The sequence below is a fragment of the Halomonas sp. 141 genome, from assembly GCF_002810305.1.
Classification (GTDB): Bacteria; Pseudomonadota; Gammaproteobacteria; order Pseudomonadales; family Halomonadaceae; genus Vreelandella; species Vreelandella stevensii.
On sequence record NZ_PINZ01000146.1, the window covers coordinates 1 to 381 of the forward strand.

The 381-nt window shown below is 53.3% G+C and carries 1 pseudogene; it reads left to right on the forward strand.

The features are described from left to right. Positions 1 to 20 precede the first annotated feature (20 nt). A pseudogene (locus CWI66_RS18745) lies at positions 21 to 161 on the forward strand (IS5/IS1182 family transposase); the annotation flags it as partial. Between the last annotated feature and the right edge of the window lie 220 nt (positions 162 to 381).

The window sequence follows — 381 nt, forward strand, 5'->3', positions numbered from 1 at the left end:
ACCTCGCTTGGAAACTGTGAGGTTACTTTAGGGCGAATTTTAGCGGGGTGGCAGAACGTCGTGGAATGAACGCTTACCAGCTGTTCACCCTGTTCGCCCTCAGCAATTTGGTGCTGGCTGGACGATGCCAGGGCCATGCTGACGGGGCCAGTGTGTCTTGAATCTGGCCTGGCAGCCGGATAACCCGGCTGCCAGGGTAAAAAGGCCACCTTCCGTGGCCAGAAAGTGACCGTTGACGCGGTGAATATGCCACCCTGAGTGCTTTAGCCGCTCAGAGACGAATTGATCAGCGGTTCCTTAACTGCCTGTATCTATGAAACTTGTAACTTGGAACTGTAATGGAGCACTTAGGCGAAAGCTTGCAGAAGCAGATAGTTTGCA